The following is a 15,941-nucleotide window of genomic DNA, read 5'->3' as shown; positions in this document are numbered from 1 at the left end:
TTTTTGCAGCCTTCCACCTGCTCCATGACTCCACCGCTACTCCAGGTTGGCCTGCGCCAAAAAGCCGTTTACATTCCAGCCGCAGCTTGGGCTGGCAGCCAGCCGGGCCCGCCCCCTACCCTGCCCGATGCCACGGCCGTGCTGGTCGCGAACCTGGCCAAGCTCGGCTACGGCGTTTCGGAACCACTGCTGCGGGCGTTGGAACGTACCACGCCAGACTTTCAGGTGCAGCTGCTGGATGTGGTGCGCGAGGTGATGGGCGTAAAAAAGAACTGGACGCCGCTGGTGAAGGCCTGGGACACGCCCACCGGCGAAAGCCGGCTGGACCATGTGCTGACGTTCTTCGCCAACCTTTTCCAGGCGAAGGGCACGCAACTGCCCTGTGGCCATGTTATTCCGCCCGATACCTTCCCGCTGGCCCGCTACAACGGCTGCCCGTTTTGCGGCACGCCCTTCGAGTTTGCGGCCATTGAGCACACCGGGCAAGGCAGCAAGCTGAAAGTGCTGGACCTGTGGACGGATGCCGATGTGGCGAACCTGCTGCGCGACTTATTGGCCTCGAAAACGGCGCTCGACGCCACGCAGGTGGACAGCCTGCGCCGGCTGCTGGCCGAGCTGCCGCTGCCCACGGAGGTGCCCATCGCCATGAAAGAGACCCGGCTGGCCGTGGTAGATGCCTACGTGGAGCTCAATCAGCCCGACCAGGCGCAGGCGCTGTTGTCGACGCCGACCGATATTCTGCGGTACCTATGGTATAAGAAGACGGGCTTCGCGCAACTGGTGGAGCCGAAAGTCATCCGGCGGCGACAACAGAAAAACACCCGCAACATCGTCTGGTCGGTGGACCGTAATGCGCAGGCGCAGGCCCAAACCCAGGCGCAGGCCCGGGCCGACCTCAATCTCAAATACAGCCGGCGCGAGGCCGCGATGGTGGCCGGCTGGCTCAATGCGCTGCCGCAAAGCCCGGCGCAGCTCGGCGAAATTATGCACCCCAAACGCGGCATGTGGGTGCGCTTCATACGGGCCCTACGGCTGGCAGAATACAGCAAGCGGCCGGCACTGGGCAAGCTGCGGGAGACGCTGGACGTGTTCTACAATCAGACTTATGAGGTGTGGCAGGGCCGTGTCAACCATTTCCGGCTACGGCTGGACGCCGACCACACCTTTGCCCTGTTGCAGCAGCGGCCAGGGCTGTTTGCCCGCTCGCTGTTTGCCAACATGCTCTGGTTTGGAGCTGAGCCCACGGTAGCGGCTTTTGCCAAAGTGCTTGACAAGGTACCCGCCCGGCTGGTGTTTACCTTGGCGATGTATGCGGAAGACTATTTCAATCCCGGTAACAAGCGCACGGTGAAGCCCCTGGGCGGCGGCAGCAAGCAGGTTAAAGCCAATCAACTGCTGAAGAATTACAGCCCAGAACAGCTGCAGGCCATGCAGGCGGCCGTGGTAAACTTGTGCATGCTGGCCATGGAGCAGCGGTTTGCCGCCCTGCCGACCGAGCACCGCACCATGTACATCGACCCGGCCCTGTTTAAAATCCCCGTGGCCATTGGCGACCGCAGCGACACGGTGCAGGACTTGCCGGCCGCGCTCATGGGCACCCGGTTTGCGGTGGAGGGCGAGGCTGTGCGCTTGTTTATGCAGTGGGGAGTGGGTTTGTCTGCGCAGCACTTGGACATGGATTTGAGCTGTACCATTGCCTATGCCACCAAAACCGACCACTGCTCTTTTTCCCAGTTAGTGACAACGGGCTGCAAACACAGCGGCGACGTGCAATATGTGCCCGACCAGATTGGCACGGCCGAATACATCGAGCTGGACTTGGCTGCCCTGCAGCAGGCCCAGGCACAGTCTGTCACCTTCACCTGCAATGCCTACACGGCCGGGGCTCTGTCTCCTAACCTAACGGTGGGCTGGATGAGTAGCCAGCATCCCATGCGCATTGCGAATAGTGGCGTAGCCTATGACCCGTCCTGCGTACAGCACCAGGTGCGTGTAACGCAAGGCCTGAGCAAGGGCTTGGTATTCGGGGTTCTCGATGTGGCGCAACGAGAAATCATCTGGCTGGAGATGCCCTTTCAGGGCCAGCGGGTGCAAAACCTGAATGTAGCCAGTGTGCAAACGCTGTTGCGCAAGTTGGAGAGCAAGCTCACCATTGGCCAGTTGTTGAGGGTGAAGGCGCAGGCCCAGCACCTGGAACTGGTAAATATTCCGGAAGCCGATGAAGCATACACGGTCGCTTGGGCGCAGAACACCGCAGCGGTCACACAGCTGCTTGTGGACTAAGGTTGCATTTAGTTTTCTGCTGTGTGCTTTCAGGTCAACTTAGTTTTTTGCTAATTAAATTAGCTGTATCTTGCTAGTATAATTAGCTTACCACTGCTGTATGTCTGACTTTGCCTACTCGTATGCCCGTCCTTCTGCTTTGGAGCAGCGCCCGGGCGGCAACGCCCTGCTGCTGTCTGCTTTTTCGGAAGCAGGGCTGGACACGGAAACCGCCTGCTTTTTTTGGGGTCGACTCCGCAACTCCTGGCTGGCGGCGCGCGGGCTGAGCACCCTGGCCAAGGTGGTCGCCTCGCGCTTTGTGCCGCAGAGCGCCGCCTTGCGCGACCCCATCGTGACGGCCGGCGCTGGCCAGTTGCGGTTCGAAGCCTTTTCCTCGTGCAACGGCGTGTATGCGCGCCTGGACCTAGGCCCGGACGCCCTGGATGGGGAGTTTCTCAGCAGCGGCACCACCAACGTGGACTTTAACGAGCCGATGGTGAACGCGCTGGCCCGCATCTCCCGCACGGAGCCGGTGCTGCTGTCTGTGGGGCAGCAGGAAGTGGTGCTTGAGCGCGCCGCAGGCAAGGTGGTTGAACGGAAGGTGGCCCTGCCCGAGCGCTGGATTAAAGGACTGACGTCGGTGCAGGCTTATTTGGCGTTGATGGAGGAAAAGCTGCGCCTCACCCGTGCACAGGCTATCCAACTGGTGCAGAGCATTCCGGCGGGCTCATCCAAAGCCGATTATTACCTGGTGCTGCGTGGCCCGCGCCCTAGCTTCACCCCGGTGGCCAGCGCGGGGGCCGTGCGGGTGGGCGGGGTACACCGTCTGCGCCTGCTCGATGGGCTATTGCCCCTCTGTGAAGCTGTGCGCGTTTACGCCACACCGGACGGTCAGGCTTCGGCCTTCGTCCTGGAGCTTGGGGGCGGGCAGCGCTTCTTACTGGCCCTGTCAGCCGACGTGTGGCGTGGCTTTTCGGGCGAAGGCAACCAACTAGAAACGCTGATGGACGAATTGCCGGCGGAATGGGTCAGCGGCGCCAATCGGCTGTTCCGCGGCAATGAGGTGTTTAACCCTAGCCTATTTGCCCTGGAGCACGACCTGGCGCCCGACACCGTGGAACGGCTCTGCGCCAGCCTTTCGGCGATGGGCCTGCTGGGCTTTGACCTAACCGATAACCAGCACTTCTACCGGCGTTTGCCCTTCAAGCTCGGCCGCATCTTGAGCCTGAACCCGCGCTTGAAAAACGCCCGCGCTTTACTCGATGCGGCTGATGATGTGCAGCTCGTGGGTGTGGGGGCCGGTGGCCGCACCGAGGCGCGTGTGCGTGGCACCGACGTGTGGCACACGGTGCTGGTAGGTGGTGCGGAGGGTGCCAGCTGCACCTGTCCGTGGTTCAGCAGTAACCAAGGACAGCGCGGTCCCTGCAAACACATTTTAGCGGCTCAGATGCGCTACTTGTAAGCAGTTCTGCGTCTGCTCGCTCCTTTCGCCGAGGCTACTGCCCGTCTTTCCGTAATTACCTATGTCTGCTGTCGATACTTTTGAACGCATCATTCGTCACCAGAGCGTGCACCAACTCGTGCCCGTATTGTTGGCCCTAGATAAAAAAGAGCAGTTGGCCGTTCGCGCCAAAACCAAGGCGCTACGGAAGGAACTAACTGAAGTACGCCAGTTAGGCTCTTCTACATGGGGGCGAACGGGCACGGAGTCGCAGCTAGCTATGCTGTTTTTGGCCGGCGTGGCGACGTACACCCGCAAAGAAGCCATGGGGCTGGATGAGCCACTGGGCATGCATTGGGAAGAAGGCAACATCCGCGTCGTTAATCAGGAATCCTTTTTCGTCGTGGCGGAGCACGCGCGGCCGAACTGGTTTGGGGAATGGTTTGAGCGCCGAAGCCGGGGTGGCCCGTGGGGGTTGCCCGAATACGAGCTGCTGCGGGAGATGGAAGCCCGGCAACTCATCGACTACGAGCCGGCGCTGTTCAGCCGCACATTGGCGCATTCCTTACACCTGAAGAGTTTCCATCGCCGGCGCGAAAACAAGCCGGTGCCCAATTACGCGGAGAAGCTCCTCTTGGACTTTGAGGCCAGCGCCGCCACCATCCAGCGGGATTTGCTTGGGTTTTTCGACTACGACACTACGGTGGACTCGACGCAGGCTTACACGGGGATAGCGCAGCAGCACGTTGCGTGGCTGGACGTGCTGCTGCACCTGTCGACTGCGGGCCACGTTGACCGGACGGAACTGCTCACGCGCAGCCTGGTAGCCTTGCGTCGCGACTTCCGCCGGCCGCTCCTGACGTGGTTTAAAAACCTCTTTCTGGCCCTGCAGCCCACTAGGGAAGAGTGCTTGGCCCAGCAGGCAGAACTGGTCGAACTGCTGGCGCATACGCAGCCGCAAGTGGTCAACTTTGCGCTGGAACAGCTAAAACCCTTCTGGACGGACGCGGCGTTCGACCCGGACCCGCTCCTGCTATACGCTGAGGGCCTAATAAATCGGCAAGACCTTAAAACGGCGCAGCGAACCTTATTAGGTGGATTCGAGAAGTTACTGAAGCGTACCCCAGCACTCGCCCCGGAACTGGGTAGACTGGCCGCCGCCGCCTTGGCCAGCGCCGACGCGGCCGTGCAAGCCAAAGCAGCGAAGCTGGTGGTTTCGCTGCTCCAGGCCAAGAAACCGTTGTTATCGGCTGATGAGACTGCCGACTTAGTCGGTTCCCTGGCCGATTACACCGACCTGTTGACGGCGGGCGCCCGACAGCTGCTGGCGCCCTGGCTGGCCCCTGCTTCGGCACCCCTAGCGGCTTTGGGCACCAATTACGTCCCTGTGACGGGGTTTGTGCCGGATTTGTCAGCCACTAATGCGGTGACGCCGGTTGCGGATTGGCACGAGTTGCTATTTCTCACGGGCCAAGTGCTGCGCCACGACAGCGCCTTGGAACTGGAGCGCTGGATGGATGGCTTGCTGCGGCTGCAACCGCAGTTCGCGGCGGATTACGCCCAGCAGCTACTGCCTTACTTGGTGCAGGTTCGGCCTTTTCTCAAAGGCAAAACCGGCGAGCAAGCCACCGCCATCATCGCCGGCAATGGCCTAGCGGGTCACCGCGGGCTGGTGGAGGCCTTGGTACTGGGCTGGGCGCAAGGCTTTACCACCGAGCGCGTGAACAAGGTAAACGTGCGGGACGACCACGACACCTCCGACCCGCTGGTACTGGTGGAACAACGCCGGTTCGCGGCGGCCGAAAAACACCTGCGCACCCGCTCCGGCCTGCCGTTGCTGAGCACGCCGTCGCATGCGCCGCACTGGGTTGCCCCTTCCGTTCTGGTCGGCAAGTTACTGACCTATGAGGCCGCAGCGGTTGAGCCAGACCCGGCAGACTTAGTGGTGGCGTTAGCTCGCACCGCCTACGCAAACGCTGCAGATGCCCAAACAGCCTTGAGCCGGCTTGCCCAATTGCAACGGCCGGAGCTGCGCGAGCTTTTGCAGTGGCTGCTAACGCCAGGGCGGCACCCTTTGCCGACCTTCCAGCCGGCGAAAACTTCCGTGTTCAAGCACCTGACCGCGCGCTTGGGCAAGCTGCTGCCGGGCAATGCCGGCGGGGCCACTACCCTGGCCGATGCTTGGCCGTGGCTGTGGGCGGTAGCCGCGCGAACCCGCCAGCCCGATGGCGTATTCGAGGAACTAACTGCTTTGATTCCGGCTGATTACATCGGCGTGGTACGCCCCTGGACACCGGAATGGCACTTTGAGGTAAAAATCAATACGTGGGTGGAACAGTGGAAACCCGGCAAGCCCACCGTTACGCACCAATACCCCGTGTTGCAGTTTCCGAGCAAGTACACCAGCCAGACACCCCCGTCGCCGCTGCTGCTTTATTCCCAGCACGCCCGCTTTCGGGCGATGGGCCAAGCGGGGTGGGTGTTACCTCACGACTACCGATTCGTGGCCAGCTTGGTGCCCCACAACTCGGCACCTTTGCATTGGCATGTGATGCGCACCGCGGCCTGGGCCGATGGTTTGGAATCGAACGAGCGAGACGTCGTTCAGGCGGCCTTACAGGAGCTGCTGGCCCCCGGCCCTGTGTTTACGGAGCCTACCACCCTGCTGCTGGCAGTCGGCCTAATGCATAAAGTGCCGGCGTGTCGAGCCCTGGCTTTGGAAGTCTTCCTTTCAGCCATTGCGACTGGGCGACTTGAACCTGCCGCCTTGGGCACAGTACTTGGGCGCTTTCTCGCCAATGAATTTGTTCCCGTGCAACGCTTGGTCGAAAACCTACAGCAGGCCCGCGCCATTGATGCCACCACCGATGATGCACTGCAACAGGTTTTAGATTATCTGTTGGCAGAGCTGCCGGCATCCCCACTGCGCAACACGAAGAAGCTGATTGAGTTGTACGCCGACTTAGCTGGTCGTAGCGGCCGGCGGCCGTTGGAAGCAGCAAAAATCAACCTGCACAGTTGGAAAGGCACTGCCACGCTCAGGAAAGTCGTTGGAGAGTTGGTGTAGCAGGTTCTTAGGCTCGGATTTATTGCTTGAACAATAATGGCGGTCGGAAAGCAGTGCGTTGCTCGCTGCTAGTTTGCGCTTCGTGGTGCCTTCGAGTACGCTTTGAGGTGCCTTGGAGTACGGTGCGAGCTAGCGGGAAGCAGGGGCATTCAGGGCGGCGGACACTTCCTCGGCGTTGAGGCCGGTGAGGCGGCAAAAGTCCTGGATGGAGACCAGGGCCCCGGCCGGCTTCCCAGCGGCCTGGCGGGCGCGGCGTACCAGGCGCTTAGCGGCGTCGTAGCTGCGGCCGGTAAGGGTGGCCACGTCTTTCGGGTATAGGCAGATGCGGGGCACGGGACTGGGGCGGGGTATGGAAGGGCAGACCGGGTTAAACGGGGCGCGGCGGTTGGTTTGTCAAATTTACTTGAAGTATTTCGGCTCCACAAACAGCGCCCTGACTATGAATGCGGGTTATGGAGCTGGCCGCTATTGGCAAGACAAGCGCATTTCAACAACTTACTTTTCACAATGGCACAACAAACTGGAATTTTGGGCCTGCAGGGGACGGTGGGCGGGCTGGTCTTCCGCAAGGATGGCTCGGTGGCGCAGAAGCCGGCTTCCAACAAAGCCAAGTTCATGAACTCGGCCAGCATGGCGCGGACTCGTGAAAACGCCTCGGAATTTGGCCTGGCGGCCAGCTACAGCAAGGTGCTGCGCGACTCGTTGCGCGTGGCCATTGCCTCGGCCAGCGACAGCCGCGTGGCCTCGCGCCTGACCAAGGCCATGCGCGAAGTCATCGGCCTCGACGACACCAACGACCGGGGCCAGCGCGTTTTCGACGCCTCGAACTCGGCGCCGTTGCTGGGCTTCAACTTCAACGCGGGGGCTGGCATCGGACAGACGATGTACTTCCCCTTTGAGGTGACGGGCAACGGCGCGGACGTGACGCTGAGCATCCCGGCGCTGAACCCGGCCTCGGACATTGCCGCCCCGCAGGGGACGACGCACTTCGAGGTGGTGTTTGCCGTGTCGTCGCTGGACATGGAGACGCTGACCTTCACCAATGCCGTGGTGGCGGCTCCGCTGGGCATCCTGGCAGTGAACAGCGCGGCCCTGGTGAACCAGGCCGTGGTGGCCAGCCTGCCGGCAGCTCCGCCTGCGGCCAACCTAGTGGTGGGCGTAGTGGGCATCAACTTCTACCAGCAGGTAAACGGCAAGTTCTATCCCCTCAACAACAACAGCACTAACCCGCTGGCGATTGAGTACGTGGCCTAAGCCATGAGAACTTGTCGGAACGGCCAGCCATTACCGGCTGGCCGTTTTTTCTTACCTCACTCCTCCCCTTTTCTATGGCACTCACCGGGTATCAGCTGCAATACAAGCGGCGCATGAAAAAGGCGCTGGCCTTACGGGCCAAGGCTGACAGGCAGGCCCGTTTCCTGGTGGCCCGGCTGGTGACGGTGCTGGCGCAGGGCGAAATCGCGGCGGGTCGTATAGACCGCATCAACACGCTGTATGGCACGAACCTAAGCCTGCACACGGACCTGGTGAACGGCTACCGGGTGGCCGGTACTGCAGCCGCTTTGAATCAGGTGGCGGCGGCCAGCCTAGGTGGGGCGCCGGCGGTCATGTTTGTCAACCTAGTGGCCAATTCAACTGATGCCATGCTTCCGCCCGACGCGGACCTGGACTAAGTATTTTCTTACGCTCAACTTTTAATTCATTATGGCACTTACGGCCTATCAAGTTCAATTTAAGCAGCGCATGAAGCGCGCTATTAAGCTTCGCGCCAAAGCTGACGCCAAAGCCCGGCGTTATTCTCAATTGCTGGCTGACTCCATTACTTCAGCTGAGGATGCAGCAGCGCAAATGAATGTACTGAACCAGCTCTACAACGTGGACGTGAGCACCTACACCCTGCTCACGCAAGCGTTGCACGCCGGCGGTGTGAAAGGGGCGCTAGTAGACGAGTTGGCGAACAGCACGCCCGGCGAGGAGCTAGTTATCTTCAATCAAGTGCCGGACGGCAATGGCGGACAGCCGCTGCCGGCTAACGTGCTGTTTGGCGAGCTGGTGGCAACCGGGACACCGATTGTTCCGCCCGCGCAGGCCGGCAAAGCCGCTCAGATGGTGGCGCCGGAAAAGCTGGTCGACGCGCCTGACGCTGCCCCGGCATTGGCGGTGGATTAGCCGCCGACTCTATAACGAAAAAGCCGGCTCCTGTTTGACAGGGGCCGGCTTTTTCGTGCGCGGTGAAGTTGGGCGGCATCTTGGTGATTCGGTGTCCTCGTTTTGCCTACGCATTTCCTGAATTCGCCTACAATCTGCGCCCTGGTCGCCGGCAAGCTTTGCAGTGTTCTTACCTCAACCCAAAAATGATGGCACCACAACAAGCAACAACGGACACCAGCACGGCCAGCGCGCCGGGCAAAGTATGGTTTATTACGGGAGCCTCGCGCGGCTTTGGCCGCATATGGACCGAAGCCGCCCTGCAGCGGGGCGACCAAGTAGCGGCCACGGCCCGCACGCTGGCGAGCATCGCCGACCTGACGGCCACCTACGGCGCCAACGTGCTGCCGCTGGAATTGGACGTGACCCAACCCGACCAGGTGCAGACGGCCGTGACGCAGGCCCACGCCCACTTTGGGCGGCTCGACGTGGTGGTGAATAACGCTGGCTACTCGCTGGTGGGCACCATCGAGGAATCCCCCGCGGCGGATGTACGGGCGCTGTACGAAACCAACATATTCGGCACGCTGGCCGTCATTCAGGCGGCGCTGCCGCTGCTGCGGGCGCAGGGCCACGGGCACCTCATCGGCGTGTCGAGCGGGCTGGGGCTGGTGAGCTTGCCGCTGATTGGCTACTACTGTTCTTCGAAGTGGGCCTTCGAGGCTATTCACGAGAGCCTGGCCGCGGAAATCAAGCCCTTTGGCCTGCACGTGACGCTGGTGGAGCCCGGCGCCTACGCCACCGAGTTCGGCAGCGAGCAGTCCCTGAAATTCGCTCCCGGCCTGGACGTATACACGGGGTTGCGCACCCAGGTCATGGAGCGCCTGAAGTCGTCGGAAGGCGGCGACCCGCGGGCCACGCCCCCGGCGTTGTTCGCCGTGGTGGACGCGGCCGAACCGCCGCTGCGCTTTTTCCTAGGCAGCCAGAACCTGCCCTGGATACGAGGCGCCTACGCCGAGCGCCTGGCCACCTGGGAGCAGTGGGCCCCGGTGTCGGAGGCCGCGCAGGGCGTTTCACGTCAGTCCCACTAGCCCAGCAGCCACGGCCCGGCACCTTTTCTGACACTATATTAGGGTTGTAGCCCCCGGCGCTGCGTGCGGAAACGCCTGGCAGCCGGGGGCCTTTCCTGCGCTTATGAAAAAACCTGACACTGCACCGCACCGCTTTAACTCCTTGGCCGAGGCGCACGAGGCGCTGGGCCTGCCCAAGCCGCAGCACCCGCTCATCAGCTTGGTGGACGCGACGGCCCACCCGATGCGGGCCGCGTCGGCGGACGGGCCGCACGTGCTGAGTTTCTACAAGATGGCGCTCAAGACCGGGGGCGCCGGGCAACTGCCCTACGGGCAGGGCCGCTACGACTTCACGGACGGCAGCCTGTTGCTGGCGGCCCCGGGCCAGGTGCTGGGCGTGGGCGGCACCCCGGAGGTGGGCTGCCAGGGCGGCTGGGTGCTGCTGGTGCACCCCGACTTTCTGCTGGGCTACCCGCTGGCCAAGACCATCAAGCAGCACGGCTTTTTCTCCTACGCCACCGATGAGGCCCTGCACCTCTCCGAGAAAGAACAGGCCACGCTGGTGGCGCTGTTTTGGAACATGGCCGAAGAGCTCAACAGCCGGCTCGACGCGCTGAGCCAGGAAGTGCTGCTGGCGCAGCTGGAGTTGCTGCTGACGTATGCGCAACGCTTCTACCAGCGGCAATTCCTGACCCGACGCCCGGCCACCCGCGCGCTGCTGCAGCAAGTGGACGAGTTGCTGGACGCCTATTTTGACGCGCAGCAGCCGCTGGTGCGGGGCCTGCCGAGCGTGCAGTATTTGGCCGAGCAGGTGCACATGACCCCGAGCTATTTGAGCGATTTGCTGCGTTCATTCACCGGGCAGAACGCCCAACAGCACATTCACCACCGGCTGATTGAGCGGGCCAAGGAACGCCTGGCGGCCACCAGCCTCACGGTGGGCGAAATTGCCTACGAACTGGGGTTCGAGCACGCCCAATCGTTCAGCCAGCTGTTCAAGGCCAAAACAAGCACCACGCCCCTGGCCTTCCGGCGTTCGTTCGCTTCTCGACGGTAGCAGCTGCGGCAAATAAGCACGCTCACGAGCCCCGTTTTCAGCCATTCATTTTCTAATGCAAAAAGCCCGCTGGCAAGTTATCAGCGGGCTTTTTTTGTGAATACAAAATTGCATTGTTAGCTCAGGTCCTGCACCCGGGCCTCGGGGGCTTCGCGGATGACGACCTGCAGGCCGTGGTCGCGGGCCTGGGCGGTGGTGTACTTCTCGCTACGGCCGATGATTTCACCGTTACTGGCCACGTGGTTGAAGCCGTACTGGCCGGCATTGAAAAATGATTCGAAGCGCCGGGGCTGGCAATTGGCTTTGACGCTCTGGATGCCGTTCTCGCAGCTGGCCCTGCTGGTGTAGCCTTCGCCGGACTGGACAATTTCGCCGTTGTCGGCACGCAGGTGGTACCAATACTGGCCGCTGGTGCGGGAAATTTGGAAGGTTGCCATACTCGACTACAAGGTTGAGGATGAGAGAATATAACAACAAGTTAGGCTGCCATGGCCAATGCTCCGGCAGGCGCGCCCGGCTGCTGAGCCAACATAGTGGCCTGCCGACGGGCGTGGTGGCGCAGCAGGGTACTGTACTTCTTGCGGCCCTGCTCGATGAGGTTGGGCATGGCGGTGAGTTCGACTCGCCAGACGTTGTGCGGGGCCTTTTTTTGCACGCCGATGATGAGGAAGCGGGTGGCGCCGAGTACGTCCAAATAAAGCGCAGCTTGGCGGTCGTAGTCGTACTTCTCGATGGTGGTGAGGAAGTGGGCCAGGTCGGGGCTGCTGGTGGTTTTGAAGTCGATGAGCGTGAGGCAGCGGCCGGCGGGACTGGCCACCAACAAGTCGGGGCGTAGCTTCACCCCTAGCCCGGTGGCGGTGTGGGTGGCGGTATAGGACTGCTCGGCGAGGCCCCGATAAAGCAGGTCGCGGCAGTAGCGTTGGCGGCGCACCTGGCGGGCCAGCAGCTCCAGGTCAGACCACTTGATGCCGCGCTCATCGGTGCGCTGGTAGTGCGGAGGCTCCAGGACGGCGGTGTGAAAGTGGCTACCATAGGCAAGGGCCACGGGGTTGAGCTGGCGGGGCTGGCCTAACAACTCGTTTTTGAGGGTGCTCAGGTCGGTGTTGCTGATGTACGGCAGGGCGCGGTGCTGGGCCTGGGTCAGGTCGGGATAGTGCGTGAGGGCGTGAAACATGACGTTTGAGGAAAGAATGTTAGCGGATGATGGCAAGTCGTTGGGAAGCGGCGGCGCGGTGCAGCCAGATGTGGGCGCTGCCACAGCCGACCAAATAAGTAGGCTCGGGAAAGAGCTGGCGGATGGCCGGGGCCAGGTCGCGCAGGTCGGGCAATGGCACGGCGGTGGCCACGAGTTCGACGAGGTGGGACAGCGTGGCGGCCTCGGCTTCGTCGTGGGGCGGCTGCTCGATGAGCAGCTGCAAGGCTTCGGTCAGGGTATCCATGAAAGCGGATTTGAACGTGGGGAGGTAGCCGGGTGGCCCCTACGGCGGGTACCGTGGGGCCGGGGCATTAGGCAGCCTGGGGCAAGGCCTCCGGCTCAGCGGCGGCCGGCTCGGGGCTGGTGGGGTCGTCCTCGACGGGGACGGTGTAGCCGTGCTGGATGCGCGTGTCGGCGCTGCCGGTGTAGGTTTCGGCGCGCCAGATGGGGAAGTCGCGGGCGAAGTCGCGGCGGGCGGCTACCTCGGCCGCGTCGGCGGCTTCGTAGGTGAATTGGGCGATGTAGTAGGTGGCCGTCTTGCCGTCTTTCGTGGTCTGCTTCTTCTCGGCGGTAACCTTTACCGTCACGTCGGCCAAAGTCAGGTCGTCGTAAAACAGCGGCTCAATGAGGCGGTACAGGTTTTCGACGCTGTAGCCGTGAAAGAGCACGGCGCAGATGGCGCCTTTGTCGTCGGCAAAAAACAGCTCGGCCCACAGCTTGCGGCCCATGTTCAGAATGTCGTCCTGAAACACGCGCCAAGCCAGCGGAATGAAGGAAAGGGCGTTGCCAAGCGGCACGGTGCCGTTGATGTTGAACTGGCCAGCTTTGGCATCGAAACGCACCTGGCGCGGGTGGCCGGGCAGGTAGCGGAAGCGGGGCACCTGCACGACTTCGCCCGTAGCCTCGTCGGCCTTCTCGATGAGGTAAGCCGGCACGGCGGCGGCCGAGCTGGTGAGGGTCATGGTGGGAGCCGCTACTTCTTCGGTGGTGGCGCTGCGTTGGGGTTTGGCTTTGGTGGACATGGTGAAAATGGTTGGGGTGATGAGTGGAAAAGGTGGGGCCAGTTGGCGGCCGGCCCCGGCGCCGTTGGGGTTAGTTGGCTTCGGTGACGGGCGACGTCAGCACGTAGTATTTGCGGAAAAGGGCCTTGGCTTTTGCCAGGTTAGCGGCCCGCTCCGTTTGGAGCACGGCGACTTTGGAGCGGCTTTCCTTTTCGTAGCCGTAGGCTTGGAATAGCTTGCTTTTCATGGGAAAGAGAGGGAAAGCGGGGCCAGCTGAAGCCGGCCCCTGATGGGCTAGCGGAATTGCTGGTCGTGGCAGAGGATGGCGCGGCCCACGATGCAGTCGACGCCCCGGGCGGCGGGCTGGTGCTGGTGCCAGACGTAGGTGGCCAGCAGGTTGAGGTAAGTCGGGTTGCGGAACTTGCCTTCGTCGTCGATGATGAGAATCAGCTCCTCGGTGACGCGCACCACGTCGACGGTTTGGCAGTCGAGCAGTTGGTACAATTCGGCCAGCTTGAAGCTGCGGCCGTTGGCGGGGCTCACCGGCTGCGGCTTGGCGCTGGTTGGGTCGAGCAAATGGGGCTGGTAGGTAGTAGCAGTTTTTGGCATGATGGGGCGTGTTTAGCAGGGCCGCCCGGCTTGGCGGCGCCTGGTGACTTCTTGAAATGTGGTGGCTAGTGGCCCGCGCGAGCCTGATGCTAAAAGCGAGGGTAGCAGGCTCGGGCGGCCTGCAAGGCAGCGCCGGCGGGGCTGGCGTGGAAAGCGGCGGCAGCAGATTTGTAAGTGGCCTGGGCCTCGCGGCAGCGGAGGATGGCGGCGCGCAGCCGGGCAAAGCGGCCGGGCTGGGTGCGGTAGTCATCGCGTAGCGCATACTTGGCGGCGCGGGCATCGAAAAAAGCGGAGTGGGCGCGGGCCAGCGCGTGGCGGGCGGCCACCGTGACGGGGCAGACGGGAGCCGGCGCGGGCTGGGGCGCTACCTGGGGCCGTGGCGGAAACATGACCTCCAAGCGGGCAAGCGTGGCGTGCAAGGCAGCGAGCTTGCTGGCAGCCGCACCCACAACGGGCGCGGCTGGGGCAATGGCGACGCTAGGCATGAGCGGGGACGCCGGCAAATTCATCCTCGGCTTTCATCACCTCCCACACGGCGGCGAATGCATAACCTGGGGCTGCGGCGCGCATGGCTCGAAAAGCCCGGCGCAGCGCCTCAAACGGACAGGGTGATGAGCCGGCGAAGCCACCGGAGGGCTGGCACTCCGGCCGCTGCTCCAGGCTGAGCATGACGTGCCAGGTGGTGCCGCCCTTGCCATAGGTGGCGGCGGACTGCGAAATGTAGATGCCCGAGAACGAGCACAGGGCGGGGCCTTTCCAGGCGGCAGCGGCAAGCTGCAAAAGTTGATTGGGTTGCATGGCTGTATGAGTTAGCCGTGGGGTGCCCGCGCCGTAGGCCTCCGGGTGGGCAAGCAGCCAGGGCCTTCCCGACTACAAACCAAAGATACAAACTTACTTGCACAATGACAACTACTTTGACAAATAAATGCGCTTGCTTGACAACTTTATTTGTTGTATCTTGTAGTATGGAAAAACACAAAAACAAGGTAGTAGCGGTGGTGGGCAGCCGGGGAGTGAAAAGCTGCGCGGCCCTGGCCCGGCGGCTGGCCGAACTGGCGCCGGCGGAAGTAGTGAGCGGCGGGGCCGCCGGCGTGGACGGCCTGGCCGCCAGCTGGGCCAGAGCCCACGGGGTGCCGCTGACAGAGCTGCGGCCCGACTACGCCACCCACGGCCCCACTGCTGCCACCCACGTGCGCAACGCCGAGATAGTGAAGCGGGCCAGCCTAGTGCTGGTGGTGTGGGACGGCCGGAGCAAGGGCACGCTGAGCACGCTGAAGGCCGCCCGACGCCTGGGCCGCCCCTGCGAGCTGCTGCCGCTGGACTGACACGGCACCTGGCGGGCCTGCCGGCACCGGCCGGGGACCTGACCAAACAAGCTGAATGCCTTTTAAAGGGGTTTGGGGCTGGCCCCAACTTTTGCTCGGCGGAGCCGGCCTTGTGAGGGTGGAGCGGCCGACCATCGGGAGGCTGCGGAGGCCGAGGAGGATGACCGGGCGGCAAGCCAGGGCATGATGGCGGGGGTTTGGGGTGCTCCCCAACAGAACCTCCGCGAAGCGGGCCTTGCTTCTGCCTGCGTGGCTTGAACGCATGTTTTACTGGCAGGTGGCAGGCTTTTTTGAGCCTGCGGCCTGCAGCCTGATTTGGGGGTGTGAGCGGGCGGCGCGGGGCTTTTTTATGGCCCTGCGCGGCACGGGAGCGGTGCGGTGGGCTGGCGTTAGGATAGTATCTGGTGGGGCTTTGGTGGCGGGGGTATCGGTGCGGTGGGGAGAGGGGTGGGACGACGCTGGAAGGACCGCAGCGACCGGAGCATAGCAAGCGGAGGGAATGAGGAGCGCAGCAAGGCGAAGCGTGGAATGGACGTAGCGCCGCGTTGCGAAGGGAGTGCAGGGAGTGGAAGCGGCGGCTGGCCCCGGGGCGTGGATTGGTGGGGGCCGACGCGCGACCTGGGTGGGCTGAGAAGTGCGGTTAGCAGGGCAGGTGGCGTGGCGGCCGGCGCGGGGGTGGTGGCTGCAGAATCTGGAGCTACGGGTGTCGAGCTGAGGGATGGGAAGGGCGCGACCAACGGGAGCGGTGCACAGCACGGCAGCGTAG

At 62.9% G+C, this 15,941-nt stretch carries 18 protein-coding genes; 9 read left to right on the top strand and 9 right to left on the bottom strand.

The window, feature by feature from the left end; all coding sequences use genetic code 11:
• Nucleotides 1–24: 24 nt before the first annotated feature.
• The 3 genes from IC234_RS10795 (at nucleotide 25) to IC234_RS10785 (ending at nucleotide 6,770) form a co-directional block, all read left to right on the top strand.
• A complete protein-coding gene (locus IC234_RS10795; protein ID WP_190924355.1) occupies nucleotides 25–2,283 on the top strand; it encodes an RING finger protein in 2,259 nt (752 codons plus the stop codon).
• Between the two features lie 100 nt (nucleotides 2,284–2,383).
• Entirely contained in the window at nucleotides 2,384–3,724 is a 1,341-nt protein-coding gene (locus tag IC234_RS10790) for an SWIM zinc finger family protein (protein WP_190924353.1), read from the top strand.
• A 61-nt stretch (nucleotides 3,725–3,785) separates the two neighbouring features.
• Nucleotides 3,786–6,770, top strand: coding sequence for a DUF6493 family protein (locus IC234_RS10785; RefSeq protein WP_190924350.1), 2,985 nt, complete (start codon nucleotides 3,786–3,788; stop codon nucleotides 6,768–6,770).
• A 129-nt stretch (nucleotides 6,771–6,899) separates the two neighbouring features.
• Here IC234_RS10785 and IC234_RS10780 read toward each other — a convergent pair whose 3' ends face one another.
• Nucleotides 6,900–7,103, bottom strand: a complete 204-nt coding sequence (locus IC234_RS10780) for a hypothetical protein (protein WP_190924348.1) — start codon at nucleotides 7,101–7,103, stop codon at nucleotides 6,900–6,902.
• Between the two features lie 174 nt (nucleotides 7,104–7,277).
• Between IC234_RS10780 and IC234_RS10775 the strand changes: the two genes are divergently transcribed.
• From IC234_RS10775 to IC234_RS10755, 5 genes are all read left to right on the top strand, one after another.
• The gene (locus IC234_RS10775; protein ID WP_190924346.1) at nucleotides 7,278–8,024 is read left to right on the top strand and encodes a hypothetical protein; all 747 of its coding nucleotides are present in this window, start codon (nucleotides 7,278–7,280) and stop codon (nucleotides 8,022–8,024) included.
• Nucleotides 8,025–8,098: 74 nt separating this feature from the next.
• The gene (locus IC234_RS10770) at nucleotides 8,099–8,443 is read left to right on the top strand and encodes a hypothetical protein (protein ID WP_190924344.1); all 345 of its coding nucleotides are present in this window, start codon (nucleotides 8,099–8,101) and stop codon (nucleotides 8,441–8,443) included.
• A 31-nt stretch (nucleotides 8,444–8,474) separates the two neighbouring features.
• Entirely contained in the window at nucleotides 8,475–8,939 is a 465-nt protein-coding gene (locus IC234_RS10765; protein ID WP_190924342.1) for a hypothetical protein, read from the top strand.
• Nucleotides 8,940–9,124: 185 nt separating this feature from the next.
• Complete coding sequence (locus tag IC234_RS10760) at nucleotides 9,125–10,009, top strand: SDR family NAD(P)-dependent oxidoreductase (protein ID WP_317173360.1); 885 nt, start codon at nucleotides 9,125–9,127, stop codon at nucleotides 10,007–10,009.
• Between the two features lie 103 nt (nucleotides 10,010–10,112).
• Complete coding sequence (locus IC234_RS10755; RefSeq protein WP_190924340.1) at nucleotides 10,113–11,045, top strand: helix-turn-helix domain-containing protein; 933 nt, start codon at nucleotides 10,113–10,115, stop codon at nucleotides 11,043–11,045.
• Between the two features lie 116 nt (nucleotides 11,046–11,161).
• Here the strand turns inward: IC234_RS10755 and IC234_RS10750 are convergent, their stop codons facing one another.
• The 8 genes from IC234_RS10750 to IC234_RS10715 form a co-directional block, all read right to left on the bottom strand.
• Nucleotides 11,162–11,482: a YegP family protein gene (locus tag IC234_RS10750; RefSeq protein WP_190924338.1), complete on the bottom strand. Its 321-nt coding sequence runs from the start codon at nucleotides 11,480–11,482 to the stop codon at nucleotides 11,162–11,164.
• Nucleotides 11,483–11,523: 41 nt separating this feature from the next.
• Nucleotides 11,524–12,219, bottom strand: a complete 696-nt coding sequence (locus tag IC234_RS10745; RefSeq protein ID WP_190924336.1) for a PD-(D/E)XK nuclease-like domain-containing protein — start codon at nucleotides 12,217–12,219, stop codon at nucleotides 11,524–11,526.
• Nucleotides 12,220–12,238: 19 nt separating this feature from the next.
• Complete coding sequence (locus IC234_RS10740) at nucleotides 12,239–12,484, bottom strand: hypothetical protein (RefSeq protein ID WP_190924334.1); 246 nt, start codon at nucleotides 12,482–12,484, stop codon at nucleotides 12,239–12,241.
• A 67-nt stretch (nucleotides 12,485–12,551) separates the two neighbouring features.
• Nucleotides 12,552–13,262 carry a hypothetical protein gene (locus IC234_RS10735; RefSeq protein ID WP_223827606.1) on the bottom strand — a complete coding sequence of 237 codons (711 nt, stop codon included), beginning with the start codon at nucleotides 13,260–13,262 and terminating at the stop codon, nucleotides 12,552–12,554.
• 70 nt (nucleotides 13,263–13,332) lie between these two features.
• On the bottom strand, nucleotides 13,333–13,488 hold the full coding sequence (locus IC234_RS10730) for a hypothetical protein (RefSeq protein WP_190924332.1): 156 nt from the start codon (nucleotides 13,486–13,488) through the stop codon (nucleotides 13,333–13,335).
• 47 nt (nucleotides 13,489–13,535) lie between these two features.
• Nucleotides 13,536–13,850: a DUF3846 domain-containing protein gene (locus IC234_RS10725; protein ID WP_190924330.1), complete on the bottom strand. Its 315-nt coding sequence runs from the start codon at nucleotides 13,848–13,850 to the stop codon at nucleotides 13,536–13,538.
• Between the two features lie 89 nt (nucleotides 13,851–13,939).
• A complete protein-coding gene (locus tag IC234_RS10720) occupies nucleotides 13,940–14,335 on the bottom strand; it encodes a hypothetical protein (RefSeq protein WP_190924328.1) in 396 nt (131 codons plus the stop codon).
• Entirely contained in the window at nucleotides 14,328–14,648 is a 321-nt protein-coding gene (locus IC234_RS10715; RefSeq protein ID WP_190924325.1) for a hypothetical protein, read from the bottom strand. The genes IC234_RS10720 and IC234_RS10715 overlap by 8 nt, the downstream gene beginning before the upstream one ends.
• A gap of 167 nt (nucleotides 14,649–14,815) precedes the next feature.
• Here IC234_RS10715 and IC234_RS10710 point away from each other — a divergent pair, with 167 nt between their 5' ends.
• Entirely contained in the window at nucleotides 14,816–15,175 is a 360-nt protein-coding gene (locus tag IC234_RS10710; RefSeq protein ID WP_190924323.1) for an SLOG family protein, read from the top strand.
• Nucleotides 15,176–15,941: the final 766 nt, after the last annotated feature.

The sequence above is a fragment of the Hymenobacter armeniacus genome (assembly GCF_014699055.1).
GTDB classification, from domain to species: domain Bacteria; phylum Bacteroidota; class Bacteroidia; order Cytophagales; family Hymenobacteraceae; genus Hymenobacter; species Hymenobacter armeniacus.
This window is presented reverse-complemented; position numbering and strand designations above follow the sequence as displayed.